The 25,812-nt window shown below is 68.0% G+C and carries 24 protein-coding genes; 17 read left to right on the forward strand and 7 right to left on the reverse strand.

The genetic code is table 11. The features are described from left to right. Positions 1–544 precede the first annotated feature (544 nt). The 3 genes from ABD231_RS26410 (at position 545) to ABD231_RS26420 (ending at position 4,064) form a co-directional block, all read left to right on the forward strand. Positions 545–1,612: an NAD(+)/NADH kinase gene (locus ABD231_RS26410; RefSeq protein ID WP_344157487.1), complete on the forward strand. Its 1,068-nt coding sequence runs from the start codon at positions 545–547 to the stop codon at positions 1,610–1,612. Between the two features lie 11 nt (positions 1,613–1,623). Next, entirely contained in the window at positions 1,624–2,721 is a 1,098-nt protein-coding gene (locus tag ABD231_RS26415; RefSeq protein ID WP_344157490.1) for a mannose-1-phosphate guanylyltransferase, read from the forward strand. A gap of 131 nt (positions 2,722–2,852) precedes the next feature. After that, complete coding sequence (locus ABD231_RS26420) at positions 2,853–4,064, forward strand: hypothetical protein (RefSeq protein ID WP_344157493.1); 1,212 nt, start codon at positions 2,853–2,855, stop codon at positions 4,062–4,064. Between the two features lie 49 nt (positions 4,065–4,113). Here ABD231_RS26420 and ABD231_RS26425 read toward each other — a convergent pair whose 3' ends face one another. The 3 genes from ABD231_RS26425 to cofD all read right to left on the reverse strand — a co-directional run bounded on the left by ABD231_RS26425 (position 4,114) and on the right by cofD (position 6,865). Next, positions 4,114–4,782 carry a thioredoxin-like domain-containing protein gene (locus ABD231_RS26425; RefSeq protein ID WP_344157496.1) on the reverse strand — a complete coding sequence of 223 codons (669 nt, stop codon included), beginning with the start codon at positions 4,780–4,782 and terminating at the stop codon, positions 4,114–4,116. A gap of 137 nt (positions 4,783–4,919) precedes the next feature. Further along, the gene (locus tag ABD231_RS26430; protein ID WP_344157499.1) at positions 4,920–5,891 is read right to left on the reverse strand and encodes a coenzyme F420-0:L-glutamate ligase; all 972 of its coding nucleotides are present in this window, start codon (positions 5,889–5,891) and stop codon (positions 4,920–4,922) included. Beyond that, entirely contained in the window at positions 5,888–6,865 is a 978-nt protein-coding gene (cofD, locus tag ABD231_RS26435) for a 2-phospho-L-lactate transferase (protein WP_344157502.1), read from the reverse strand. The genes ABD231_RS26430 and cofD overlap by 4 nt, the downstream gene beginning before the upstream one ends. A 114-nt stretch (positions 6,866–6,979) precedes the next feature. Between cofD and ABD231_RS26440 the strand changes: the two genes are divergently transcribed. The 4 genes from ABD231_RS26440 (at position 6,980) to ABD231_RS26455 (ending at position 13,313) form a co-directional block, all read left to right on the forward strand. Continuing rightward, positions 6,980–8,176, forward strand: a complete 1,197-nt coding sequence (locus ABD231_RS26440; protein WP_344157505.1) for a tripartite tricarboxylate transporter TctB family protein — start codon at positions 6,980–6,982, stop codon at positions 8,174–8,176. A gap of 333 nt (positions 8,177–8,509) precedes the next feature. Continuing rightward, positions 8,510–8,761 carry a WhiB family transcriptional regulator gene (locus ABD231_RS26445; RefSeq protein ID WP_203589828.1) on the forward strand — a complete coding sequence of 84 codons (252 nt, stop codon included), beginning with the start codon at positions 8,510–8,512 and terminating at the stop codon, positions 8,759–8,761. 167 nt (positions 8,762–8,928) lie between these two features. Then, on the forward strand, positions 8,929–11,841 hold the full coding sequence (locus ABD231_RS26450) for a glycosyltransferase (RefSeq protein ID WP_344157510.1): 2,913 nt from the start codon (positions 8,929–8,931) through the stop codon (positions 11,839–11,841). After that, positions 11,838–13,313, forward strand: coding sequence for a DUF5719 family protein (locus ABD231_RS26455; RefSeq protein WP_344157513.1), 1,476 nt, complete (start codon positions 11,838–11,840; stop codon positions 13,311–13,313). Before ABD231_RS26450 ends, ABD231_RS26455 begins: the two co-directional genes overlap by 4 nt. A 4-nt stretch (positions 13,314–13,317) precedes the next feature. Here ABD231_RS26455 and ABD231_RS26460 read toward each other — a convergent pair whose 3' ends face one another. Then, positions 13,318–13,689: a DUF3499 domain-containing protein gene (locus ABD231_RS26460; protein WP_344157516.1), complete on the reverse strand. Its 372-nt coding sequence runs from the start codon at positions 13,687–13,689 to the stop codon at positions 13,318–13,320. A 31-nt stretch (positions 13,690–13,720) separates the two neighbouring features. Between ABD231_RS26460 and ABD231_RS26465 the strand changes: the two genes are divergently transcribed. Genes ABD231_RS26465 through ABD231_RS26500 form a run of 8 tightly spaced genes read left to right on the forward strand, consistent with a single transcriptional unit; the run spans position 13,721 to position 20,903 of the window. Continuing rightward, positions 13,721–14,167, forward strand: coding sequence for a metallopeptidase family protein (locus tag ABD231_RS26465; RefSeq protein ID WP_344157519.1), 447 nt, complete (start codon positions 13,721–13,723; stop codon positions 14,165–14,167). 58 nt (positions 14,168–14,225) lie between these two features. After that, on the forward strand, positions 14,226–15,314 hold the full coding sequence (locus ABD231_RS26470; protein WP_344157522.1) for a Gfo/Idh/MocA family protein: 1,089 nt from the start codon (positions 14,226–14,228) through the stop codon (positions 15,312–15,314). Beyond that, positions 15,307–16,050: a ThuA domain-containing protein gene (locus ABD231_RS26475; RefSeq protein ID WP_344157525.1), complete on the forward strand. Its 744-nt coding sequence runs from the start codon at positions 15,307–15,309 to the stop codon at positions 16,048–16,050. The genes ABD231_RS26470 and ABD231_RS26475 overlap by 8 nt, the downstream gene beginning before the upstream one ends. A gap of 37 nt (positions 16,051–16,087) precedes the next feature. Continuing rightward, complete coding sequence (locus ABD231_RS26480; RefSeq protein WP_344157528.1) at positions 16,088–17,491, forward strand: phosphomannomutase/phosphoglucomutase; 1,404 nt, start codon at positions 16,088–16,090, stop codon at positions 17,489–17,491. Continuing rightward, positions 17,491–17,697, forward strand: coding sequence for a Trm112 family protein (locus tag ABD231_RS26485; RefSeq protein WP_171678099.1), 207 nt, complete (start codon positions 17,491–17,493; stop codon positions 17,695–17,697). Before ABD231_RS26480 ends, ABD231_RS26485 begins: the two co-directional genes overlap by 1 nt. Beyond that, positions 17,694–18,770, forward strand: a complete 1,077-nt coding sequence (locus ABD231_RS26490) for an SIS domain-containing protein (RefSeq protein WP_344157531.1) — start codon at positions 17,694–17,696, stop codon at positions 18,768–18,770. Before ABD231_RS26485 ends, ABD231_RS26490 begins: the two co-directional genes overlap by 4 nt. Continuing rightward, the gene (manA, locus tag ABD231_RS26495; protein WP_344157534.1) at positions 18,764–19,921 is read left to right on the forward strand and encodes a mannose-6-phosphate isomerase, class I; all 1,158 of its coding nucleotides are present in this window, start codon (positions 18,764–18,766) and stop codon (positions 19,919–19,921) included. The genes ABD231_RS26490 and manA overlap by 7 nt, the downstream gene beginning before the upstream one ends. Positions 19,922–19,943: 22 nt before the next feature. After that, positions 19,944–20,903, forward strand: a complete 960-nt coding sequence (locus tag ABD231_RS26500; protein ID WP_344157537.1) for a cation diffusion facilitator family transporter — start codon at positions 19,944–19,946, stop codon at positions 20,901–20,903. Positions 20,904–21,034: 131 nt separating this feature from the next. Here the strand turns inward: ABD231_RS26500 and ABD231_RS26505 are convergent, their stop codons facing one another. After that, positions 21,035–21,394 (reverse strand): MerR family transcriptional regulator, encoded by a 360-nt coding sequence (locus ABD231_RS26505; protein ID WP_344157539.1) that lies wholly within the window; start codon positions 21,392–21,394, stop codon positions 21,035–21,037. Positions 21,395–21,506: 112 nt separating this feature from the next. On the opposite strand from ABD231_RS26505, the gene ahcY reads away from it, so the two are divergent. Next, complete coding sequence (gene ahcY, locus ABD231_RS26510; protein ID WP_344157542.1) at positions 21,507–22,943, forward strand: adenosylhomocysteinase; 1,437 nt, start codon at positions 21,507–21,509, stop codon at positions 22,941–22,943. A gap of 51 nt (positions 22,944–22,994) precedes the next feature. Here the strand turns inward: ahcY and ABD231_RS26515 are convergent, their stop codons facing one another. Together ABD231_RS26515 and ABD231_RS26520 are read right to left on the reverse strand one after the other, a co-directional pair. Beyond that, the gene (locus ABD231_RS26515; RefSeq protein WP_344157545.1) at positions 22,995–23,609 is read right to left on the reverse strand and encodes a DUF7691 family protein; all 615 of its coding nucleotides are present in this window, start codon (positions 23,607–23,609) and stop codon (positions 22,995–22,997) included. A gap of 162 nt (positions 23,610–23,771) precedes the next feature. Further along, positions 23,772–24,743 (reverse strand): RDD family protein, encoded by a 972-nt coding sequence (locus ABD231_RS26520; RefSeq protein WP_344157548.1) that lies wholly within the window; start codon positions 24,741–24,743, stop codon positions 23,772–23,774. Between the two features lie 79 nt (positions 24,744–24,822). On the opposite strand from ABD231_RS26520, the gene ABD231_RS26525 reads away from it, so the two are divergent. Then, a complete protein-coding gene (locus tag ABD231_RS26525) occupies positions 24,823–25,812 on the forward strand; it encodes a stage II sporulation protein M (RefSeq protein WP_344157551.1) in 990 nt (329 codons plus the stop codon).

Raw genomic sequence — 25,812 nt, forward strand, 5'->3', positions numbered from 1 at the left:
TACCCCCGCGAGCCCACCAACCGCCCGGCAACCCAACGGGAGAGCCCACCGGCCTCCCCACCCACCCCGCCAACCGCCGTACCGCCCCGCCACCCCCGCCCCCTCACCGAGTCCCATTTGGTGGGTGCACCTCAAAGCCGGCTAGTTAAGCGTTCGGGGGTGGTGTCAAGATCGGTGCAGTACGGCGCGACTGGGGAGCGCACCCCACCGAATCGGCGGGTAGGGCTCCCCAGCCGTGTGGACAGAGTGGTGGCGGGTCTTCCCCAAACCGGTTTGGGGAGGATGCCGGCTGGTGTCGAACTGGTTTGGGGTGGATATCGGTCGTGTTCGGGGGGTGGGTCCTCCCCGAATGGCTACGGCAGTGCGCTGGTGCTCCCCGAACCGGTTTGGGGAGTTGGGTCGCGGCTGGCTCGGTTGGCGTCGCCCGAGCTGCCTCAACTAACCGGCCTTGGGGTCGACCCATCAAACGCGTCGTACGGAAGGCGCCGGGCGGGGTGGGGGTGGCGGTTACGGTGGGGGAATCTTGGGTTGAGGAGGATGCGGCGTGGTTGAGCGGATCGGGCTTGTGGTTCACCAGGGGCGGGAGGTTGCGGTCCGGACGGCTGTGACGGTTCGGGCCTGGGCGGAGAAGCACCGGATCGGGTGTACCGATATCGACGTGTGGAAGGACCATGAAGGTCGGCGGAGCGGGATGGCTGAGCTGCATCACGCGGGGGATCCGGATCTGGTGGTGACGCTGGGTGGGGACGGGACGTTCCTGCGGGGTGCGCGGATCGCGGCGAAGAACGATGCCGCCGTACTGGGGGTGGATCTTGGGAAGGTCGGGTTCCTGACCGAGGTGGCGTGCAAGGACGTGGAGGCGGCGCTCGAGGCGGTGCAGCATGGTGGGGCGACGATCGAGGAGCGGATGACGCTCACGATGCGGGCTTCGCGGGCGCTGGAGATTCCGGATGGGATCGAGTCGCTGCTGCGGTACGGGCATGGGCCTTCGTTGCCGCCGCCGGCGGTGCGGCCGGAGAGTACCGAGGGGAACGGGTGGGGGCTCGCGCTTGATGTGACGGCGCTGAATGACGTCGTACTGGAGAAGCTTGCTCGGGATCATCAGGTGGCGCTCGGGGTGTACCTGGCTGGGCGGTTGCTGGCGTCGTACTCGGCGGATGCGGTGATCGTGGCGACGCCGACTGGGTCGACGGCGTACAGCTTTGCGGCGGGTGGGCCGATTTTGTCGCCGAATACCAACGCGATCGTGTTCACGCCGGTGGCGCCGCACATGACGTTCAACCGGAGTGTGATCGCTGCGCCGGATGAGCCGATCGCACTGCGGGTGCTGCCGCACTCGGGGCAGGCTGCGGTGAGCATTGATGGGCAGTTGCGCGGCGTACTGGATCCGGGGGACTGGATCGGGGTGTACGGATCGGCGCGTCCGCTCCGGCTGGTGCGGTTGCGGCCGACCGACTTCTACGGGCGGTTGCGGGACCGGTTCCGGCTGACCGACGCGCCCGCGACGGGGGTCGACGGGGAGTCGGATGCGTTCTTCCTGCCTGGGGATTCGCCGGTACCGCCGGACCTCGCGCACCTGCGGTTGCCACCACCTGCTTCCGACGCCCGGTAGGGTCTCTCCTCATGCGAAACGTGGTGATCCTGGCCGGGGGCTCGGGGACGCGGCTGTGGCCGATGTCCAGGGACGACAGGCCGAAGCAGGTGCTGCCGTTGGCGGCCGGTGAGTCGCTGCTGCGGGTGGCGTACAACCGGCTGCAAGGACTCGTCGAGCCGGAGAACATCTATGTGTGCACAGTCGGTGCGTACGCCGATGTTGTCCGCAAGGAGCTTCCCGAGCTCGGGCCGCACGCCATCATCGGTGAGCCGGCCCGCCGGGACACGGCGAATGCGGTCGGTCTCGCGTCGGCTGTTGTGGCGCGGAACGATCCGGATGCGGTGGTTGCGTTTGTAGGGTCGGACCACTTGATCAGTCCGGAGGATGAGTTCCGGGCTGCGATTGAGGCTGGGTTCGCGGTGGTGGAGGAGCGGCCGCGGTCGTTGGTGACATTTGGGATTGAGCCTACGCATCCGCATACCGGGTTGGGATACATCGAGCGCGGTACGGCGATCGAGGGTACGGCGGCGTTTGTCGTGGACCGGTTCCGCGAGAAGCCGGATCTGGCGACGGCTGAGGAGTATCTGGCGACCGGGCGGTTCTGGTGGAACTCGGGGATGTTCGTGTGGCGGGCCGAGACTGTGCTGAGCGTGCTCGACGAGTTGCTGCCGGAGTCGGCTGCGAATCTGCGTCAGGTCGCGTCTGTCTGGGATACGCCTGAGCGCGATGCGACGCTGGCTGGGATCTATCCGAATCTGCGGAAGATCAGTGTCGACTATGCGGTGATGGAGCCTGCTTCGCAGGGCAAGGTCGATGCCGAGGTGGTCGTCGTACCGATGCCTGTGCACTGGCTCGATGTCGGCTCGTGGGCTGCTCTGGCTGGTACGTATGCGGAAGACCCGAACGGCAACCGCACCGACGGCACCACGTTGAGCTGCCTACTCGACTCCCACGACAACATCATCGTCACCGACGACCCCAACCACTTGATTGCCACGGTCGGCCTACGCAGCCACATCATCGTCCACACCCAGGACGTCACCATGGTCTGCCCGCTGTCCGACGGCGAACGAGTCAAAGACCTGGTAGCCCAAGTCCAGTCCGACCACGCCACCAAGTACCTGTAGGTCCCCCGCCTCCGCCGCCGAAGGACACCGCCTTCGGCGGCGGCTGCTTTCCCGGGTGGGCAGGGAAGTTGGCCCGGAGAGCAGCGCTGATGTCGGTGGTGGGTGGCGGGGGTGGAGTTGAGACTCGGGGTGTGGACGAACGTGAGCAGGTTTCTGGGGATGTCTCACGCCGCGCCGAGCCGCTGCAGAGCAGGAGTGAGCCCGCTGGTCTGCCACCGCATCAGGCTGCGGCGATTCACGGGCAGCAGACTGCGGGCAACGACGCGATGTCGTCGTACTTTGCCGATGTGGCGCTGCGGGGCCGGATGGCGGCTATGGAGCATGGGTTTGAGCTTGCGCAGATGAAGATTCCGCCGGGGCTTGATGCCAAGCTGAAGGTGGACTTCAAGGGTGAGTTCGGGCGGAACGACGGGTCGGGCAGTACGACGGCGACGCTCGGTGGGCCGGGGACGAAGAGTAGTAGCGGCGGCGGCAGCGTGGCCTTGGCGAAGGGGGAGCTCGAGCAGAAGTTCGGGAACGACGTGCGGCTGAAGGGGAGTCTTGAGGGATCGCCTAGCGGGGTGACGCCGGCGATCGAGGTCAGTGGGCCGACGGGGTTCGCCGGGACGACGCTTCGCTTCGAGTATGCGCCGGTGAAGATGACGCACGATCTGCAGAAGGGGCGCAAGATCGTGTTGTCTGCCGCGAAGGTGACTGGGCGGTTTCCGTTCGACGGGCCGGTGGGGGACTTCTACTTCAAGGGGTCGGTCGACCTCAGTCTGGAGGCCTCGCTGGATCCGGTCGAAGGGGTGAAGCAGCTCGTCAAGCAGTACGGGAGTGCGACCCGTGGTGAGGCGCTGGCCTGGGCGGCTACCGAGGCGGGGATCTTCGCGATGCTGATCGGCGGTGCGGCGCTGGCCGGGTTGGACTTCGCGGACGAGGAACGCCGGGAGAAGCTCTGGGACCGGGCGTACAACCGGGCGCAGCAGGTCGTGAACGCCGAAGGTGTCTATTTCAACGAACTCCAAGGCCGTACGGTGCCGGTGAACAACCCGGTGGACGAACTCGCGCAGCGGGAGGCGCGGGAGGAGCGCGCCAGGATCGCCAAGAATCTTGCGCTGGACCAGGAGTTGGTCAGCTGCATCATCAGGAACGAGAGCGAGTCGATCGTTCCGTTCCGGTGGCGGGACGCTCCCTTGGACGACCTGATCCGCAGGATGCACCAGCAACTCGACGAGTACGCCGACGCGAATCCGGTGCGGACCCTGTGGGGGCTTCGCATCCGTGAGGACAAGACGCGGGTCACCCGGATCGTGGACTCGGTCCGCGAAGGTGGCGGCGAGGCGCAGTTGCTGCCCGGGTAGACCAACGGCCGGGCCCGCAGTGGGCCCGGCCGTCGAGGAACGGGATTTCTCAGCCGCCGTTGGGCTCCTGGGCGTCCATGGCCGGGTACTTGTCGATGAAGCTTTTGAGGGCTTCGCCGCTCACTGAGCCGCAGAACTGGCGGTGGGCCAGGGCTTCGGTGGTGCCGGCCTTGTTGCCGGACCAGTGGGCGAAGGCGACGTTCTTGCCGTCGGGCCAGGGCTTGCCTTCGTCGGCCTTGAAGGGGGCGGCGATGAACTTGCCGAGGGACGTGTCGGGGAGTTTGCCCTTGGAGATCTGCTCGATCTGGTCGATCTGGTCCTTGGGGAGGGTGTCCTTGTACCAGAGGATCGTGTAGCCGTGCTCCAGGTTGTGGACCAGGTTCGAGATCGCCGGGCGGTCGGCCAGGGTGTAGAACTTCTTCCCGAACGGCGCCCAGGTGTTGTAGTGCGGGCCGGACGACGGCGGGGACTCGTTGTACATGATCTTGGTGCCGTCGGGCTTGTGGTCCTGGGTGCCGCCGGCCTTGTCGTCGGTGGGCGTGTCGCACGAGGCTGCGCTCGCGGAGACGCCGAAGTCCGAGATGGCCTGGCCCTTGGTCCGCGAGTCCTGGATCAGCTTGATCGCCGGGTAGGCGATGATCGCCAGGCCGACGACGATCGAGGCGACCACGATCAGGATCGTCCGGTTCCGGTCGGACTTTGCCTGGTCACGCTGCATCTTCTCGATCATTTCGCGGCGTGCCTGCTTCTGCGATGACGCTTTACCCACAGTGTTGGTCTTCCCGGATCGGGGCGGCCATCGCGCCGCCGTGCGGATGCAGTGTACGAGAAGCACCTAAGAAGTTGCCTAGAAAACTATCGGGACCGTGAGCCGAACGTGACCGTCGCCTCACTCCCCGGCCCCGTGCGCACGCTCACGCCGTAGCCCTCGGCGTGCAGCAGGACCGCCAAACGCTCCGCGATCACGCCCACTGTCACCGGCTCCTCACCGAAGACGGTGACCGCGCTGTCGAGCACCTCCAGGTGGATGCCCTCGACCTCGCTCAGCAGGCCGTCCCACAGCGCCGGCTCGACCTCACGGGGTCCAGCAGGCGCCTGACGCTCCAGTACGGCGGCCCGCGCCGCCTCGCGCGTTCCCAGGCTGAACATGTCGTGTTCGGCGTCCCGCACCAGCGCCCGCGCGCCCGGACCGTGCTCTCCGACCGGCAGTACGACGTCCGCCAGCCCACGCACGATCGCCACCGGCACGCCGTCCGCCTTGCCCTTCACGAGCTCACTGGCGCTCGCTATCTCGTCAGCCACCGCCGGCTCGGTCACCGCGAGCACATTGCCGTGACTGTCCGTCGTACCGCGGAGGTCTTCCACTACGCGGACTCCGGCGGCTCCGATGGCCAGATCGGTCTGTCCGTTGCGCCATGGTCGCCCGAGGGTGTCTGTGACGACCACACCGACGTTCACGTCGTACTGGGCCTTCAGAGCCTCTCGTAGCGCCCGCGCAGAGGCGTCTGGGTCCACTGGGAGCAGCAGGACCGTGCCAGGGGCTGTGTTGGACGTGTCCGTGCCCGCAGCGGCCATCACGAGGCCGTGGCGGGTCTGGACGATCCGGGTGTCGCCGCGCTGCGCCACGACGCGCACCAGCTCGGCGTCGACCGCCTCCCGCCGGGTGCCGTAGGTGACTCGGCCCTCGGCCTTGCTCATGATCTTGGAGGTCACGGACACGACGTCCCCGTCGCGCAGGTCCGCGGGGCCGATCAGCGCGGCCAGGTCGTCCCCGGCCGCTACTTCGGGTAGTCCGGTCACCGGGAAGACTTCCAGGTGTTTCCTCATCGCCGTACTGCCTCCGCGAGGTTCAGAGCCGCGTCGGCCATCGCGGCGGTGGTGGTCTCGTCCGTCATCCACAACGGCACCGCCTGCACGTGAATTCCGGCTCCGGCGATCGAATCGGCCTGGATCGAGTCCGAGGTGTCGATCAGCCAGCCGTCCAGTACGCCGCCCGTCGTCCGCGAGCCGTAGAACCGGGCGACCGCGGAGGCGGTCGACGCGACGCCCACCGCCGCCAGCACCTTGTCGGCCATCCCACGGACCGGACCGGTGCCGATGATCGGCGACAGCCCGATCACCGGGGCCTTGGTCTCCCGCACGGCGTCCCGGATCCCCGGAACGCCCAGGATGGTGCCGACCGACACCACCGGGTTGGACGGTGGGATCAGCACCACGTCGGCTTCCGCGATGGCCTCCAGGACGCCGGGCGCGGGCTTGGCCTTGTCCTGGCCGACCGCGACGATCTGGTGGGCAGTGACCTCGGCGTGCCAGCGCACCCAGTACTCCTGGAAGTGGATGGCCTTGCGCTTACCGGGCTGCTCAGGGTCGTCCACGACGACGTGGGTCTCGACCCGGTCGTCGCTCATCGGCAGCAGCCGGACCGGGAGCTTCCACCGCTGGCACAGTGCCTCGGTGACCGCGGTCAGGCCGTAGCCGGCGTCCAGCATCTGGGTCCGGACCAGGTGCGTGGCTACGTCCCGGTCACCGAGACCGAACCAGGTCGGCTCCACGCCGTACTCGGCGAGCTCCTCCTTGATCACCCAGGTCTCGTCCTCACGGCCCCAGCCGCGTTCCTTCGAGATCCCCCCACCGAGGGTGTACATCACCGTGTCCAGGTCCGGGCAGACGCGCAGACCGAAGAGGGTGATGTCGTCGGCGGTGTTCCCCACCACGGTGATCTCGGCGTCCGGGCGGGCCTTCAGTAGCCCGCGGATGAAGGTGGATCCACCGACGCCGCCGGCCAGCACTGTCAATCGCATGGGAAGAGTCTGCACGAGTCGTCAATGCGCCGAGCCACCGCACGACTATGCTGCGGTGGGTCCGAACATCCGCACAGCTCAGTTGTACGGCCCCCAACATCCCGAGGAGCCCTCGTGGTCACCGACGCAACCAAGAAGCTCAGAGAGCCGGTCGCGTACATTCTGCTCGCCTTCGCTGCCCTGTCCGTGCTGGCGGTCCTGATCCTGCTGCTCTTCGGCGACAGCACGTTCGCGACCAACGCCCTGCGGGCGCAGGGTCGGCTCGCGCCGACCGAAGTCAGTGGCGTCGTGCTGCTGCTCACCCTGGCCGGATCGGTGTGGCTGGTCAACGAAGCGGGTGAGCGTACGCCGAACGCCCGGCTCGTCACGACTGCCGCGCTCGCGATCACCGGTGTGGCCGTGCTGGTCGGACTCATCGCGACCTTCGCGGTGTTCGGAGCCAACGGCTCCGGCGCCCTGAAGACCGCCACCTTCATCTCGTCACTCGCCGGCCTCGCGTTGTTCGGCGTGGTCGCGTACTACATCTTCAACACCTTCCAGGGCCTGCCGGCCGCGGTGCGTGCGCCGAAGCAGGGTCAGTTCGGCCCCCAGGGGCAGTACGGCAACCAGTACGGCCAGCAGGGCCAGTACCCGCAGGGCGGCCAGTTCGGCCAGCAGGGTCAGTACCCGCAGGGCCAGTTCGAGCAGGGCGGCCAGCAGGGCCAGTACGGCGGTTATGCCGCAGCAGCCGGCGCAGGTGCGGCCGCTGGTGCCGCAGGCGGTTACGCGGCGGCTCAGGGCGAGCAGCAGTGGCCGCAGGAGCAGAGCTGGAACCAGGGCGAGCAGCAGCCCGCCTGGTCCGCCGGCGAGGCCGAGGCCCAGCAGCACGCTCCGGCCGACCAGGCCTGGTCCGCGGGTGCCCAGCCGGGCACCGAGCCGACCCAGCAGTGGAGCTCGGAAGGCCAGCAGCAGTGGTCCGGCCAGGAAGCCCAGGGCAACCAGTGGCCGCAGGAGCAGGGCCAGGGATCACAGTGGAGTGACGGCGGCCAGCAGTGGTCGTCCGGTCAGGACTACCCGCAGCAGGAGTGGCCGGCACAGTCCGGGCAGGCCGAGCAGGCGCAGCCGGAGGGTCAGCAGACCTGGCAAGCCGGTGAGCAGTCATGGCCCGCCGAGGAGGCCCCGGCCGCCGCGCCGGAGGCCGCTGAGCCGGCGCCGGCCGCCGAGCCCGCGGCCGACGAAACCCGCGTGGACCCGCGGGTTTCCGAGACCGAGAAGGACGACCAGGGCCAGCAGGGTCAGGGTCAGCAGGGCTGGTGGTCGCAGCCGTCCTGACCCAGGATGCCTGCCAGGTAAGGCTGTAAGCCCTTACCCGAAACCGGTTGACGAAACAACTTCATGGATTTCCAGCTGTAGCACATGAACACGAGAGGCCTGTGTACACAGGCCTCTCGTTGTTTTGCAGCCATGTTGCGGATGATGCCAATAGCAGACCACGGCTTGACTTTCGTGGATTGCAGGAATGTAATTTCAACCGTGTCGTTCGTTGACACTCGGTATCGGGGACCGTTGCAGAGTGCAGGACGGTCGAGGTCAGGCATGTGGACCGCAAACCCACATGTACAGGGGAACGAACAGGGTCGAGGAGGTCGTACCGTGACAGAGCTCTTGGCGATTGTCGACGGTGAGGCGATCGAGGAGGAGCCGAACTGGCAGGAACGGGCGCTGTGCGCCCAGACCGATCCAGAGGCTTTCTTCCCGGAGAAGGGCGGTTCCACCCGCGAGGCGAAGAAGGTCTGCCTCGGGTGTGACGTCCGCGGAGAATGCCTGGAGTACGCACTCCACAACGATGAGCGCTTCGGAATCTGGGGCGGTCTGTCGGAGCGGGAGCGCCGCAAGCTGAAGAAGAAGGCCGTCTGACGGTCATCTGGACCAGTCCGTAGACAACTTCACAGAACTTTCCGCGAGGCCCCGGGGGACCACCTGTCACCGGGGCCCGCGGCGTTCCGGAGCCTTTTCCGGCCGTCACCTCGGCGGCTGTATGGTGACCCAGACCGTCCGTACCCATTGAGGTGTCACAGCTCCGCATGGAACAAGAAGCTCCGGCCGGCTGGGAGTTCTTCGACTCTGTCGACTTCCCGACCGATCACATCGACGACCCGATGGGTCGCCCGCGGGTCCGGCACGTCGTGACCGCGGTGGTGGTCGGGCACGAGGGCGCGGCCTGGCTGCCGCGACTGTCCGAGGCGCTGTGGGCACTGAACCCGCGCCCCGACCGGCTGATCGCGGTCGACACCGGATCCACCGACGAGACCGCCGAGTTGCTCGCCTCGATGCCAGGGGTCGAGCCCGTGGTCAGCGTCTCCGCCCGAACCGGCTTCGGTACGGCGGTGGCGCGTGGCGTCGAGACCGTCGGTTTCGCGCCGATCCCCTCGCCGTACGGGCCGTATGGCGATGACGGGCACATGCCGGTGGTCGAGTGGCTCTGGCTGCTCCACGACGACTGCGCACCCGCGCCCAAGGCACTCGAAAAGTTGTTGCTCCAGGCCACCATCGCGCCCGAGGTCGGGATCTGGGGGCCGAAGCTCCGGCTCTGGCCGCGGGACCGCGATCTGCTCGAGGTCGGCGTCACCACCTCGCTCGGCGGCCGCCGCGACACCGGTATCGAGAACGGCGAGCTCGACCAGGGCCAGCACGACCAGCCACGCAACGTGCTGGCGGTCAGCTCGGCCGGCATGCTGGTGCGTCGCGATGTCTGGGAGAAGCTGAAGGGTTTCGACCCGCGGCTGCCGATGTTCCGCGACGACATCGACTTCGGCTGGCGGGCGAGCCGGGCCGGTTTCCAGGTCGGCGTCGCGCCGGATGCGGTGGTCTACCACGCGCAGGCCGCCGCGACCGGTGAGCGAGCACTGGCGGGCACCCGTCGGCACGCATACCAGCTCGACCGCGCGCATGCGTACTACACCGTTCTTGCGAACGCTCCTGGCAAGCTGCTGCCGATTCTGATCCTGCGGTTCCTGCTCGGCACGATCATGCGGTCGGTCTGGTTCCTGATCGGCAAGACGCCGTCCGGTGCGGTCGACGAGTGGACGGCTTTGCTCGGCACGCTGCTGGCCGGTGGCTGGACGCAGGCCCGCAAGGACCGCCGCACTCTGGACAAGGTCCCGTACGACGAGATCAAGGGACTGTTCTCGCGGTCGGTGCACGCACTGCGGCACAACCTCGAGGAGACCACCAGCACCATCTCCGAGCGGATCCGTGAGGCCTGGGCGGATGAGCCGGAAGAGCAGGTGGTCACCACTGCGCGTCGTGCGAAGTCCACCGCCCGGGTAGCCGTCGACCAGCCGCGTTGGCGGCGACAGTTGATGCGGCGGCCGTTCCTGGTCGCGTGGGTGGTGCTGGCACTCGGTACGTTCATCGCTGCGCGCAGTCTGATCGGTGGCGGCGTCCTGCGCTCCAACTTGCTGCTACCCGCCCACGAGAATCTCGCGGCGCTCTGGCACGCAGCTGCATCCGCACCGCCCGGTGTGACACCGCCTGCTTGGCTGGGGCAGTTCTGGGCGTTCTCCACGGTCATGTTCGGGCCTTCCGGCGCTGCGAACGTTCTGCTGCTCGGTGCGATCCCACTGGCCGCACTGGCCGCGTGGGCGTTGCTCCGCGCGTTCATCGTCAACCGTGGCGCCCGCGCTTGGGGCGCGTCGGCGTACGGCATTGCAGTCTTCACGAACGGCGCAATCACGCAGGGTCGGATCGGCACAGTGGTGGCGGCGATCGCGCTGCCTCTGCTCGGTGCTGCTGTCCACACCGTGGCTCGCCGCCGTCGCGTGGTCATTCAGGGCAGCTGGCGGGCCGCGTGGTTCGCGGGCATCTGCCAGGCCGTCCTGTTCGCGTTCACTCCGGCCATCGGCCTCATCGTGGCGGTCACTCTGGCCGTCGGTGGCGTGCTGGGCCTTGGCTGGCGTCGTCAGGGCCGGCAGCTGGTCTTCTCGGTGGTGCTCGGTCTCGTCCTGGTGCTGCCGTGGACGATCCAGCTGGTGCTGCACCCGTCGTTGCTGGGCCAGGAGGCAGGTGGTCGGCCGACCACTGCGATCGGACCGGGCGACAGCCTGCCGCACCTGCTGACCGGTACGCCGGTTGGTGGCCCGACGCCGTGGTGGTTCGCCGTACCGCTGATCCTGGTGGCTCTGGTCAGCCTGCTGCGCGAGTCGCGGCAGAAGTACGAGCTGCTCGGCTGGTTCGTCGCACTGGTCGGACTGGTCGGCACACTCGTAGCGAGCCGGCTGGGCGGCGGCAGTGGTCCGCTGATGTTCCTCATGACCGCAGGTTGGGTCGTTGCAGTCACGGTGGCGTGGGACTCGATCGGCAAGACCAGCGAGATCCTCATCCAGGCTGTGCTCGGCATCGCGCTGGTAACGACGATCGCGACGGCCGGCTTCTGGCTGGTGCGTGGTGTCGACGGACCGCTGTGGCGTGGGCCGGCGCAGGACCTCCCGGCCTACCTGGTGTCCGCACAGGGCCCACCGGCGAATGACTCGATTCTGATCGTCCGCAAGGCTGCGGGCAGCCCGATGCGGTATTCGCTGGTCAAGGACGGCGGTCCGCGGATGGGCTCGGTCGAGGCTGCTCCGAAACCTGAGCAGGTCAAGCCGATCACCGACGTACTGTCGACGCTGGGTGGCGGTGGCTCCGGTGAGGAAGGACGTCAGCTGGCTGCTCTGGCCGTCGACTACGTCTATCTGCCCGCACCGGTGGACGCAACCTTGCAGTCGACACTCGACTCGTTGCCGGGCCTCAGTCGGGCCAGTGCCAACGACGGTGACGCCGCCTGGTTGGTGGACCGGTCGAACGGTGACGGCAAATCACCGCTGGACGACGTGACCCACACCCTGTGGCGAATCCTCGGTCTGATCGGGTGGATCATCGCGCTGATCTTCTGTCTGCCGACAGTCCGCCGGACAGTCGCCGTACCGCATGGCACTCATGCCAGGAGGGACCGATGAGCAGCGTGCTGTCGGATCCGCGCATCCGGCTCGGAGCGTGTGTGCTGGCGATGGCCGTGGTCGGTGGCCTGGCTGTCGTCACCCACCCGAAGCAGCCGAACGTCGAACCGCAGGCCGTAGAGGCGCCGACTCGCTCGATCGTCAACCGGACCGCACTGGCGTGTCCGGCGCCGGCAGCAGGCGGCAAGCAGACCAGCGTGGTGAACGGCGTGGCCCCGACCCTGCCGGAGGGGACGCCGGTCGCGCACGGCAACGCGACGCCGCTGTCGATCACACCGTTGGCTGCGACCGCTGGTCCGGTCGGCTCACTGCTGGTTCGCGGCAAGGTCGGCTCGAGTCCTGCGGCCACTCAGCCACAGGTCCTGTCGATCCGCGGTACCGGCCCACTCGCCGCAGGTGCAGTAGGGACCAGTACGGCGATTGCCACGAGCGGTGTGAACAGCGGAATGGCCAGTGCGCCGTGTCAGCTACCCGGCTCCGATTTCTGGTACGTCGGTGCGTCCACGGCCCCCGATCGTCGTGACGTGCTCACGCTGACGAACCTGGACAGCGTCAACGCTTCAGTGAACGTGACGATCTACTCGAACAAGGGCCAGTTGGATCTGCCGTCCGCACGCGGACTCGTGATCCCGGCCCGGTCGACGTACGAGCTGTTCCTCGATCAGGTCGCCCGCAGCCAGAAGGACCTTGCGCTGCATGTCGTGTCGACCGGTGGCCGAGTGGCACCGGCGCTGCGCGACTACGCGACCAAGGCCGACAAGACGCCGGCCGGGGTGGACTGGATCGGCCCCTCGGTCGCACCGTCGACCAAGGTGTTCGTGCCGGCCGCGGCGCCTGGCCCCGGGCAGCGGAAGCTGGTGCTGGCGAACCCGTCGGACCTGCAGGCCACGATCAGCCTGACGGTGAACGGTCCGAACGGCCCGTTCAAACCGGCCGGGCTGGAGACGGTTCGGCTGCCCGCAGGTGCGGTGAGCGCGATCGACCTGAGCAAGGTGCTGCATGGCGATGCCAGTGGCATCAGCCTGGTGTCCGACCAGCCGGTGACCGCGTCGCTGCGGATGATCGACAAGAGTGGTTCGGACTTCGCGTCGATCGCTGCGACCGAAGGGCTGACCGGACCGGCGTACCTGGTGCTGCCGGCTCATGCGCAGCCGGCCATCCTGCAGGTGACGGCTCCGGGCAAGGCATCGAGTGTGAAGCTCGATCTGCGGGATGCGGCGGGCAAGTCGCTGCAGAGCCGGGCGGTCGACGTGATCGCCGGTTCGACGACTCAGATCGCGTTCAAGCCGCAGAGCGGGCCGACATACCTGACGGTGGAGCAGACGCGTGGCGCGGTTGTCGCGGGTGTCACGCTGATGCCGAACCCCAAGAGTGACGACACGCCGCAGGTCGCTGCGTGGCCGCTGAACACCTCACTGGTGTTCCGGGCCCAACTGGGCGCACAGCCCGACGTACGGTCGGCGCTGCGCTAAGAGGTCAGTTGCCGTCGGGGTCGCGCAGCATCCGCAAGTGACCACGGCGGGTGACCTCGACCGGCGCGCCCGGGATGTCGGCGCTCGGTTCGCGGCGGGGCAGCGGGCGAGCCGCCTCACGGACCGCGTTGGCCAGTGCTTCCAGGTCGTCCGTCGACGGTCCGGCAGCAGCGGGGTCCGGAGCGAGCCGGATGACCTCCCAGCCGTTCGGAGCGGTCAACCGGTCGGCATGGTCGGCGCAGAGGTCGTAGCAGTGCGGCTCGGCGTACGTCGCGAGTGGACCGATCACACAGGTCGAGTCGGCATAGACGTAGGTGAGCGTCGAAACGGCCGGCGAATGACAGGCGGCGCGCGAACAGATCCTGGCGATGCTCACGACAAGACGTTACCCCCACTAGGCTGAGCGCGTGACCGAGGCTCGCCGTCATCGCAGGCACATCGACCGCCATGGGCGCGGCATGCTCGGACCGATCAGCCGGCCGAGCTCCTTCGCGCCGCGTGGTCTGCCGCTGCAACGCTCGGCTGCGGCCCAGTTCGACGAGGTGGTCGCGATCGAGGTGACGCGACTGGAGAAGCGGCTGCCGCAGGTCGTCGCCCGGGTCGAGTTCGCCATCGAGGACGTGCCGACCCTGGAGCTCGACGCGACCGAGATCCCGCTCACGCACGCCACCGGCGGTACGTCGCACGAGCCGTACCGGATCGTGGTGTTCCGGCGCCCGATCGAGCTCCGCGCCGAACGCTCCGGCGCCGGCCTCGCCTGGCTGGTCCGATCCGCCCTCGTCCTCGAACTGGCCGACGTACTGGCCCTGTCGCCGGAACAAATCGACCCGGAGTTCGACACCGACGAAGAGTGAGTTCCGCACTGTGGAACCCTTCTTGTGACCATCGTTGTCACGGGAGAGGATCGCTGGTGTGAACGATCAAAAGCTGCGGGTCGGAGTTGTTGGGCTGGGTTTTGCGGGGCGCACCGCGCTGGAGGCGTTCTCCGAGCTGCCGGATGTCGAGGTGATCGCGCTGGCGGGGCTGGAGAAGGACCTGCTGACCAGCCTGGGCGAGAAACACGCCGTACCGCACCTGTACGAGAAGTGGGAGGACCTGCTCCAGACCGAAGGCCTGGAGGCGGTCAGCATCGGTACGCCGACTCAGTTGCACGCCCCGATCGCGCTTGCGGCGCTGGAGAAGGGTCTGCACGTGCTGTCGGAGAAGCCGCTGGCCAGGACTGTCGCTGAGGGCACTGCGATGGTGGAGGCCTCGAAGAAGGCCGGCCGGGTGCTCAAGGTGGTGTTCAACCACCGTGAGCGCGGTGACGTCATCGCACTGAAGCACCAGATCGACGAGGGCCAGCTCGGCCGCATCTACTACGCCAAGGCGCACTGGATGCGCCGCAACGGCATCCCCGGCATGGGTGGCTGGTTCACCAACCGGGAGCTGTCCGGTGGCGGTCCGCTGATCGACCTCGGTGTCCACATCCTCGATATGGCTCTCCACCTGCTCGGTGAGCCGCAGGTGACCACAGTGTCGGCGAACACGTTCGCCGAGCTCGGCCCGCGCGGCCGGGGCAGCGTGCACAGTGTGGAACGGCCGGTCGTCGACACGCTCGGTTCGAAGTTCGAGGTCGAGGACCTGGCGACGGCGTACCTGCGACTCGAGGGTGGCGGCGCACTGCAGCTGGAGACCAGCTGGGCGACGTACCGGGCGCCAGGGGACAACTTCGGTATCGAGCTGTTCGGTACCGAGGGCGGGGCGAAGATCGACGTCCAGAACTACACGAACGACGACACGCTGCGGATCTACACCGATGTCGCCGGTATCCCGGCCGAGGTGCGGCCCGCGACCGGTCCGGGGCTCGGCCACCGCGCAGTGGTGCGGGAGTTCGTCCGGATCGTCCAGAGCGGCGACTGGGAAGGGCAGAACGGGTCGGAGGCGCTCCTCCGCACCGAGGTCATCGACGCCTGCTACGCCTCGGCGAAGGCAGGACGAGAGGTAGTGCTGCATGACTGATCCGATTCGTGTCACCGTCTGGGGCGAGAACGTCCACGAGGGTCGCGACGAGACCGTCCGCAAGCTGTACCCGGACACCATGCACGAGACGATCGCGTCGGCGCTGCGGGCCAAGCTCGGCCAGGACGTCGTCGTCCGTACGGCGTGGCTGCAGCAGGACGAGCACGGTCTGACCGAGGAGGTGCTGGCCGAGACCGACGTACTCACCTGGTGGGGGCACGCGGCGCACGATCAGGTCGACGACGCGATCGTCGAGCGGGTGCACAAGCACGTGCTGTCCGGCATGGGTCTGATCGCGCTGCACTCCGCGCACTTCAGCAAGATCTTCATCAAGCTGATGGGCACCACCTGCTCACTGGACTGGCGGGCCGAGAACGACCGCGAGCTGATCTGGACGGTCGCGGCCGGACACCCGATCGCGCGCGGGATCCCGCATCCGCTGGTGATCGAGCGCGAGGAGATGTACGGCGAGCTGTTCGACATCCCGCAGCCGGACGAACTGGTCTTCATCAGCTCGTTCAGCGGTGGCGAGGTGTTCCGCTCGGGCGCCGCCTACCGCCGCGGCCAGGGCCGGGTGTTCTACTTCCGCCCGGGCGATCAGGAGTTCCCGACGTACCACAACTCCGACGTGCAGCAGGTGATCGCGAACGCGGTCGGCTGGGCGGCTCCCGTCGTACCGCGGCAGCTGCCTGAGGTGCATCATCGCGGCGAGACTGGTTGGTTCGAGAAGGGCTGAAATACAGCTTTTACACGGAGCCGGATAAGGTCCACGCATGGTTGACGTTGCGGCGATCTTCAAGGCGTACGACGTTCGCGGGGTCGTCCCGGATCAGTTCGACGAGTCGGTAGCCCGGGCGACCGGGGCTGCGTTCGTCGAGGTCCTGGACGTGCTCGCGGGTCCCGGAGCGGTCGTGGTCGGGTACGACATGCGGCCGTCCAGCCCGGCGCTGGCGGCTGCCTTCGCCGAGGGCGTGACCAGCACCGGCGCCGACGTGATCATGATCGGGCTGGCCTCGACCGACCAGCTGTACTTCGCCTCCGGCCGGCTGGACCTGCCGGGCGCGATGTTCACCGCGAGCCACAACCCGGCGCAGTACAACGGCATCAAGCTGTGCCGCGCCGGCGCCGCGCCGGTCGGTGCGGACTCCGGGCTGCGGGACATCGCCGACCTGGTCGAGAAGGCGCTCGTCGACGGCCCGGTGGCGACCGCCGTACCGGGCACGATCCGCGAGAAGGACCTGCTCACCGCGTACGCCGATCATCTGCACGACCTGGTCGACCTGTCGAAGATCCGGCCGCTGCGAGTGGTCGTCGACGCCGGCAACGGGATGGGCGGGCACACCGTGCCGGCCGTCTTCGCGACCGGTCCGGTCGAGATCGTCCCGATGTACTTCGAGCTGGACGGCAACTTCCCGAACCACGAGGCGAACCCGCTCGACCCGAAGAACCTGGTCGACCTGCAGGCGAAGGTGCGCGAGGGCGGTGCCGATCTCGGGCTGGCCTTCGACGGCGACGCCGACCGCTGCTTCGTGATCGACGAGAAGGGCGACCCGATCTCGCCGAGTGCGATCACCGGAGCTGTCGCCGTACGGGAGCTGGCCAAGCACCCTGGCGCGACCATCCTCTACAACTTGATCACCTCGAAGGCAGTGCCGGAGCTGGTGACCGAGCACGGCGGCGTACCGGTGCGGACGCGGGTCGGGCACTCCAACATCAAGCAGAAGATGGCCGAGACCGATGCGGTCTTCGGTGGCGAGCACTCGGCACACTACTACTTCAAGGACTTCTGGCGGGCCGACACCGGCATGCTGGCCGCACTGCACGTGCTGGCCGCGCTGGGTGAGCAGGACAAGCCGGCCAGCGAGCTGTTCGCCGTGTACGAGCGCTACGTGTCGTCCGGCGAGCTGAACAACAAGGTCGAGGACGCAGCGGCGACGGTCGCCGCGATCGAGGACACGTACGGCGGCCAGGCCGACATCACCCTCGACCGCCTGGACGGCTTGACCGTGTCCGCGCCACAGTGGTGGTTCAACGTCCGGACCTCCAACACCGAGCCGTTGCTGCGGCTGAACGTCGAAGCGGCGGACCGCGCCACCATGGAGCGCGTCCGTGACGAAGTACTGGCGCTGATCACCGGCACGCCTGCGACAGTGTTGTCGAACGAGGGGAAGAACTGATGGCAGTCAATCTGGACCCGGACCTGCTGAGCATCCTGGTCTGCCCGAAGTGCCGCTCGGAGTTCCGGGTGGACGACGAGGCCAACGAGCTGGTCTGCACCAACACCGGCTGCGCGCTGGCGTACCCGGTGCGCGACGACATCCCGGTGCTGCTGATCGACGAGGCGCGGGACACCCGCACCGAGGAGACCGCGAGCCAGGCATGAGCACTTTCGATGACTCGCGGTTGGATGACCCGGCTGCGTTGCGGGACGCCGATCACCTGTTGCGGCGGTTGGCGATGGCCGGTGCGCGCGTGCGGGCCGAGCTGGAGGCGGCGGACGACGTACTGTCCTCGCTGACTTCTGATGGCTTCCGGCCGCGGGCCATTGTGGCGGCCGGCCGGGACGCTCGGCTGGTGCGCGCTGTGCTGGAGCCGGTCTGCCCGGTGCCGTTCGTGGCGTGGCCCGGTCCGGGTCTGCCCGGGTGGGCCGGTCCGCTGGATCTGGTGATCGTGCTGGGCGGACAGTCCGAGGACAACGACGCGGTGTCGGCTGCTGCCGAGGCTGCGCGTCGCGGTTGCGGTCTGATGGTCGCTGCGCCCGCGGACTCGCCGGTGGCGATCGCCTCGGCCGGTCTGCGACACGCGATCCGGCTGCCGTCGCAGTCCGATGACCAGCTCGCCGCAGCAGTCGCCGTACTGCAGGGGCTGCACCAGATGGACCTCGGGCCGGTTGTGGACGCCAAGTCCGTGGCCGAGATGCTCGACGACGTGGCGATCGCCTGCTCACCGAACAAGGACGTGTCGTCCAACCCGGGCAAGGAGTTCGCGCTCGTGCTGGCCGACTCGCTGCCGCTGGTGTGGGGCGGCTCGGTGCTGGCTGCTCGTGCTGCGCGCCGAGTGGTCGAGGCGCTGCGGCTGGCCAGTGGCCGTCCGGCGCTGGCGGCTGATGCCGGTCACCTGTTGCCGGTGCTCAACCAGCCGCCGCGGGACCTGTTCGCCGACCCGTTCGACCAGGGCGACGAGTTGCGGCCCGCACTGATCATTCTGGACGACGGTCTGGCTGACGACTCGGTCATCGAGACCCGCAACAAGCTGGCGCTCAAGGCCGAGCGGCACGAGGTGCGCGTGCACGTCGTGAAGCAGGCCGACGGGACGGACATCGCGCGGTACGCCGCTCTGACCCAGCACGGCCGGTATGCCGCGGCGTACCTCGGTATCGGCCTGGGGCGCTACGGCACCGCGGCCGACGACGCACCGGCCGAGCCGGGCATCCCGTCGGAGGACCCAGCGTGGTAGTTCGGCTGCAGAACACCATCCGCGACTACGCGTGGGGCTCGACGACCGCACTGGCGCAGCTGCTCAGTGTGGAACCGGACGGCAAGCCGCAGGCCGAGATGTGGATGGGCGCGCACGAGTCGGCGCCGTCCGTGCTGCCGTCAGGCGACTCCCTGTACGACGCGGTCACGGCCGGCGCATCCGACGTACTGGGTGTGGAGACGGCCGAGCGGTTCGAGGGGCGGTTCCCGTTCCTGGCCAAACTGCTGGCGGCGGGACAGCCGTTGTCGATCCAGGCGCACCCCTCGCGGGAGCAGGCGATCGACGGGTATGCGCGCGACGAGGCGGCCGGGATTCCGCGGGATGCGGCCGACCGGAACTACAAGGACGCTTGGCCGAAGCCGGAGATCCTGATTGCGTTGGAGCCCTTCGACGCGCTGGTCGGGTTCCGGCCGTTGGCGTCGACGGTCGCGTTGCTGGAGGCGTTGGCGCCGGTGGGCCTTGAGGGGCTGACGGCGCAACTGCGGGACGGCAAGCTGCAGGAAGCCTTCACGGACTTCATGAGCAGCGACCGGGACTCCATCCGGCCGCTCGTGTCCGCGCTGGGTGAGGCATGCGCGCAGTACGCCGGTGAGGCTTATGCGCTCGAGGTCGAGACGCTCGCGAAGTTGTGTGCGGACTTCCCGGATGATCCGGGTGTGCTGGCGGCGTTGCTGCTGAACCGGGTTCGGTTGGAGCGGTTCGAGGCGGTGTATCTGCCGGCTGGAAACGTGCATGCGTATCTGCATGGGCTCGGGTTCGAGGTGATGGCCAACTCGGACAACGTGCTGCGTGGTGGGCTGACGAGCAAGTACGTCGACGTACCGGAGCTGGTGTCGGTTGTCGACTTCGAGCCGTTGACCGACGCGGTGCTGACGGCAACCGACGGTGTCTACGAGACCGGGTGCGAATACTTCGCCGTACAGCGGGTTGATCTCGACGGCGGTGAACGGACGGTCACTGGGAGCGGTCCGCGGATCGTTTGCTGTGTGGACGGAACGGTCGAGGTCGGTGCCGGGGGCACCTATGACGGTGTGACGTTGTCCGCCGGGCAGTCCGCGTTCGCGGGTGGACCCGAGGGACCCTGTAACCTGCGTGGTTCCGGCACGGCGTTCGTCGTGTCCACACCCTGATTTGCGGAGGACCTGAACAACCATGGCTGGTGGCGGAAACAAGGCCGTGGTCGCGGCCCTGCTGGCGAACACCGGGATCGCGATCACCAAGTTCGCGGCGTGGGGGCTGACCCAGTCGGCCTCGATGCTCGCCGAGTCGATCCACTCGCTCGCCGATGCCGGCAACCAGGTGCTGCTGCTGGTCGGCAGCAAGCGCGCCAAGCGCGAGGCCGACGAACTGCACCAGTTCGGCTTCGGCCGGGAGCGCTACGTCTACTCGTTCATCGTGGCGATCGTGCTGTTCAGCGTCGGTGGTCTGTTCGCGCTCTACGAGGGCTGGCACAAGATCCACGACCCGCACGGGATCGACGACTGGAAGTGGGTCCCGGTCGCGGTCCTGGTGGCCGCGATCGTCATGGAGACCCTGTCCTTCCGGACCGCGATCGTCGAGGCGAACAAGGTCCGCGGCCACGTCGGCTGGGCCAAGTTCATCCGCAACGCCCGCTCACCCGAGCTCCCAGTCATCCTGCTGGAGGACTTCGCCGCGCTCACCGGTCTGGTGCTCGCGCTCATCGGTGTCGTGCTGACGCTCGTGACCGGCAACGGTGTCTTCGACGGTCTGGGTTCGATGGCGATCGGCGCCCTGCTGGTCTGCGTCGCGATCTTCCTCGCGATCGAGATGAAGTCCCTGCTGCTCGGCGAGTCCGCGACCCGCGAGTCCCAGCAGAAGATCGTCGACGCCATCCAGAACACCCCGGGCGTCCAGCGCCTCATCCACATCAAGACCCTGCACCTAGGCCCCGAAGAAATCCTCGTCGCCGCCAAACTCGCCGTCGAGTCGACTGCCACCAGCGCCGCCATCGCCGAGACCATCGACGCCGCCGAACGAGCCATCCGCGCCGCCGAACCGATGTCGGTCCACATCTACCTCGAACCCGACATCTTCCACGAGAACCACACCCCCGACCCCCGCCCCGCCGTACCGGAAGCCCCCTCGCACTAACACCCGCCCCGTCGCCCCTTCGCACTCGCACCCGCCCCGTCGCATCTGATGGGTTACCCCACGAGCTTGTGGGTTCTGTACCCGCATGCGGGTCGGGAACCCACAAGCCGGTGGGTCAACCCATGAGATGGTCAGCGTGGTTTCGGGGGGAGGACGCCGGAGCGGCCTAGCCAGTGGAGGGCTCGTTCTCGGTCTATTTGGGACTGGGTGGGTGGGGTGGTCAGGCGGCCGGTGCGGTAGCCGAGGTTGCGGAGGTCGGCGGCTACGGAGGGCTCGGCGAGGGCTCGGAGGGCGAACGCCAGGGCGGCGGGGGTGACGTCGTACCGGCGTTCGAGGTCGAGGGCCAGTTGTACGGCGGCCAGGTCGCGGTCGTCGTACTGGCGTTGGGCGGTTTGGCCGGAGCGGGAGTGCGGGAGGAGGCCTAGTGCCTCGCGGTAGCGCAGCATCCGGGGGGTCGTGCCCAGGCGTTTGGCGGCTTCGGTGATGCGCATGACACCAATCCTGACATTTCGGTGTCAAAAACGCCCGTCAGGCGATCAAACCACCAGGCTGAGCCCTCTAGGCTCACCTAGGAAGTACTCAGCGAGAGTTCAGGGGAGCGGTATGACGTTCGACTACAAGGTGGCGGACCTCGGGCTGGCCGAGTTCGGCCGCAAGGAGATCCGGCTGGCCGAGCACGAGATGCCCGGTCTGATGGCGATGCGCGCGCAGTACGGCGAGAGCAAGCCGCTGGCCGGTGCGCGGATCATGGGCTCGCTGCACATGACGATCCAGACCGCGGTGCTGATCGAGACGCTGACCGCGCTCGGCGCCGACGTCCGCTGGGTCTCCTGCAACATCTTCTCGACCCAGGACCACGCCGCCGCGGCGATCGTCGTCGGCCCGGACGGTTCGGTCGACAACCCCGCCGGTGTGCCGGTCTTCGCCTGGAAGGGCGAGACGCTCGAGGAGTACTGGTGGTGCACCGAGCAGGCGCTGAAGTGGCCCGGCGAGCAGGGCCCGAACATGATCCTCGACGACGGTGGCGACGCCACCATGCTCGTCCACAAGGGCACCGAGTTCGAGAAGGCCGGCGCCGTACCGGACCCGTCGACCGCGGACTCCGAGGAGTACGCCGTCGTGCTCAAGCTGCTGACCCGCACGCTCGCCGAGGACCCGCAGCTGTGGACCGGGATCGGCCAGGGCATCAAGGGTGTCACCGAGGAGACCACCACCGGTGTGCACCGGCTCTACGAGATGCACAAGGCCGGCGCGCTGCTGTTCCCGGCGATCAACGTCAACGACTCGGTCACCAAGTCGAAGTTCGACAACAAGTACGGCTGCCGGCACTCGCTGATCGACGGCATCAACCGCGCCACCGACGTCCTGATCGGCGGCAAGGTCGCGGTCGTGGCCGGGTACGGCGACGTCGGCAAGGGCTGCGCGGAGTCGCTGCGTGGCCAGGGCGCCCGCGTCATCGTCACCGAGATCGACCCGATCTGCGCACTGCAGGCGGCGATGGACGGCTACCAGGTCACCACGCTGGACGAGGTCGTCGGCATCGCCGACATCTTCGTCACCACGACGGGCAACAAGGACGTCATCACCGCCGACCACATGGCGCTGATGAAGCACCAGGCGATCGTCGGCAACATCGGCCACTTCGACAATGAGATCGACATGGCCGGCCTGTACAAGACCGACGGTGTCGAGCGCGTCAACATCAAGCCGCAGGTCGACGAGTTCCGGTTCCCGGACGGCCACACCATCATCATCCTGTCCGAGGGCCGGCTGCTGAACCTCGGCAACGCGACCGGGCACCCGTCGTTCGTGATGTCGAACTCCTTCACCAACCAGGTGCTCGCCCAGATCGAGCTCTTCGTCCGCACGGCCGAGTACCCGACCGAGGTCTACGTGCTCCCCAAGCACCTCGACGAGATGGTCGCCCGCCTGCACCTCGACGCTCTGGGCGTGAAGCTCACCGAGCTGACGAAGGAGCAGTCCGCCTACCTCGGCGTACCGGTCGAAGGCCCGTACAAGTCCGAGCACTACCGCTACTGATCGACCCACAGCAAGCGCCTCACCCTCGTGGGTGGGGCGCTTGTGCTTCTGTCAGCCGAGGAAGCCTGCGACGCCGAACTCGCCTTCGCTCTGGTCGGTGACGACGACGGCTTCCATCCAGGCGACGCAGGTCTTGACCGCGGCCAGGACCTCCGGATGCAGCTCGGCCTGTTGCTGCGGGGTGCTCGCCTGCCACTGCGCGAACCCGGCTCGGCAGGTCGCGGTGTCCCACTCGCCGTAGTACCAGTCCTCGGCGAACGGCAACGGAGCGGGCAGTGTGCCGTAGACGAGGTCGTCGAGCTTCGCGGTGGTGATGCCGAGGTGCTCGAGCCCTTTGCCGACGTCCACGAGCCACCCGCTGCGGAAGCCGCTGAACTCGTTGTACGGCAGGGTGAAGTCGGTCATGAACCCGCAGATGTCGTGGTACGCCGAGGCATACCGGTGGCCGTACTCCTTGTCGAACGGCCCGCCGTTGATCACCGCCAGCGCGGCCTCGCTGCTGGTCGGCGCTCCGTCCGCGATCTCGTAGTCGAATTGCTCGTCCTCGGCGACCCATCCAGCGCCGGCCCACTGGCTCAACACCGCGTAGGTCCGAGGATTCCGGCTGCCGACGACGGCGTGCACCTCGTCCAGCCGGACCATGAACGGCGTCAGAGTAAGGCTCATGCCGGCAACGCTAGGTGCCGGCGTACCAGCTCCTGCCCGCCTGGCAGCAAGCTGCCTGATCGCCGTAAGGACAGGAGGTGTGGCCGATCTGGCCGGGATTGGCGCGGCGGGCACGCTCAGCGGGGTGGCTGCGTACCCGTATACGTCCTGTCGGTCGGGTGTTCAGGACCAGCCGGATTGGTTGCTGCCGGGGGTGGCCCAGCCCTGGGCGTTGTGGGTGGCCGGGGTCTGTTCGCGGGCGGGTGGCGGCGGGGCGAAGGTGGGCACGGGCTCGGGCGGGAGGACGCCGTACGGGCTGGGCGGTGCAAACGGGCCGGCCGGTACGGCGTACTGGTTCGGGCTAGCCGCCGGGCCGAAGGGGCCGGTGGTTACCGGGCGGACGACGGCTAGGCGGATGAGCTCGCGGCGGCGGCGTTCGGCCAGTACGGCGGACAGGAACGCCGGCGCGATCATCGGGGTCGGCGGTGCGGGCGCGGTGAGCTGGGCGACGCGGTGGCCGAGAGTCTCGCCGAGGGCGGCGCGGGCGGCGGGCTGCAGTTCGGTGAAGCGGGCCAGGTAGTCGCGGGCGGTGTTGGCGAGCTCGTCGGGGAGCTGGGACAGCTCGAGCGACTGCGCCCACGCCACCAGATGCGCGGGCACGAACAGCGGCGGCGACGCCATCGCCTGGTGGCGTTCGCGGATCACCACAGTCCCGGCGACCATGTCGCCGATCCGCTTGCCCTGCTTGTTCATCAGGCTCGCGACGATTCCCGGGCTGGCCGCGAACCACGGCGCGAAGTCGACGAAGAACCACATCAGCGTTCGCACCAGCGCGTGCCGGAACCGGATCGACGACCCGTCGTCCCGGACCACCTTGAGCCCGAGCACCATCTTGCCGACGGTCCGCCCGCGGGTGAGCGTCTCCATCACCAGGCGGTAGCCGACCACCACGAGCAGTACGACGATCGTCACCAGCGCGAACGCCAGTGCCTCGCTCGATTGCTCGCTGATCAGGAATCCGAACAGCAACCCGATGAGACCGCTCAGCACCATGATCTGGATCATCACGTCGATCGCACAGGCCAGCGCCCGCGTCGGCATCCGTGCGATCCGCACCTGGAGGACGACCGCCTCGCCCGTGACCAACTGAGACACTCTGCCGCCCCCCTCCTGCCAAGACACCCGGTCGGGCTAGTCTGCCAGCCCAGGGATCCAGCGACGGGAGGAGGTGTTCGTGGACGTCGAGGCGTTCGTTTCGGTGCATCAGCCGCAGTGGGACCGTCTGGCCTACCTGACCCGCCGGCAGCGGCGTCTGACCGGTGCTGAGGCAGAGGAGCTCGTCACGCTGTACCAGCGCGTCGGCACGCACCTGTCCGCGCTCAGAGCCGCCGGTGCGGACCCAGTGTCCATCGGACGGCTCTCCGGACTGATTGCTGACGCCAGAGGCGCTGTCACTGGTGCACAGGCACCTGTCTGGCGAGACATCTCCAGGTATTTCCTGGTGAGCTTCCCGGCTGCCCTCTACGTCTCCAGACGCTGGTGGCTGACCATCGGCCTGCTCTTCTATCTGGTTGCGGCCTGGTCGGCCTGGCGGATCCTCGCGCACCCCGAGGTGATCGACTCGATCGCTGCGCCGGCTCAGATCCAGCAGTTGGTCGACCACGACTTCGAGGCGTACTACTCCGAGAACCCGGCCCAGGACTTCGCACTGCGCGTGTGGCTCAACAACGCCACGCTGAGCGCCGCCGTACTCGCACTGGGTATTTTGCTGATCCCCTCGGTCTTCATCCTCTGGGACAACGCACTCAACCTCGGTGTGAGCGCTGGGCTGATGATCAGTCATGACAAGGGCGGTCTGTTCTTCAGCCTGATTACCCCGCACGGCCTGCTCGAACTCACCGCGGTCTTCATCGCATCCGCCGCCGGACTGCGCCTCGGTTGGTCGTGGATCGTTCCCGGTGCCCGAACCCGCATGCAGGCCCTCGCGCAGACCGGCCGCGCCACGATCGGAATGGCGATCGGGCTGGCTGCGATCCTGTTGCTCACCGGCGTGATCGAGGCGTTCGTGACGCCGTTCCTGCCCGGGCCGGTGCGGATCAGCATCGGCATCGTGGCCGAGATCGGCTTCTTCCTCTACGTCTACATTCTCGGCCGCCGAGCCGCGCGGCTAGGTGAGTCGGGCGACGTCGAAGAGGAAGACGCGGCCGCTCCAATAGCCACTTAG

It is taken from the genome of Kribbella yunnanensis (genome assembly GCF_039529655.1).
GTDB classification, from domain to species: domain Bacteria; phylum Actinomycetota; class Actinomycetes; order Propionibacteriales; family Kribbellaceae; genus Kribbella; species Kribbella yunnanensis.